Annotated in this window: 1 pseudogene; it reads left to right on the forward strand. The window is 62.3% G+C overall.

Annotated elements, in window-relative coordinates:
• Positions 1-387, forward strand: a pseudogene (locus tag H3T90_RS08815) (InlB B-repeat-containing protein); the annotation flags it as partial.

Consider the following 387-nt stretch of genomic DNA (forward strand, 5'->3'; position numbering starts at 1 on the left):
CAGGCGTCCGCTTCACCCAGTTCAGCGCAGGCAGTGGTTATTCCCTGGCCCTGGGCTCGGACGGCAACCTCTACAGCTGGGGAAATAACAGCTCCGGCCAGCTCGGCACCGGCAGTACTGATTATTCTCCGCATAGCACGCCGAGCAAAGGGTCCATGCCGACAGACGGCACGAAATTCACCCAGATCAGCGCAGGAAACTATCATTCCCTGGCCATGGGAACGGACGGCAACCTCTACAGCTGGGGAGACAACGGTACCGGGGCGCTGGGACGAGAAACCGACCAAACGCCAGAAAACCGGCCAGGCGTTGTCACCCCGCCGACAGGCGTCCGCTTCACCCAGTTCAGCGCAGGCAGTGGTTATTCCCTGGCCCTGGGCTCGGACG

Origin of the sequence: Bifidobacterium polysaccharolyticum, assembly GCF_016101585.1 — a bacterium.
Lineage (GTDB): Bacteria > Actinomycetota > Actinomycetes > Actinomycetales > Bifidobacteriaceae > Bombiscardovia > Bombiscardovia polysaccharolytica.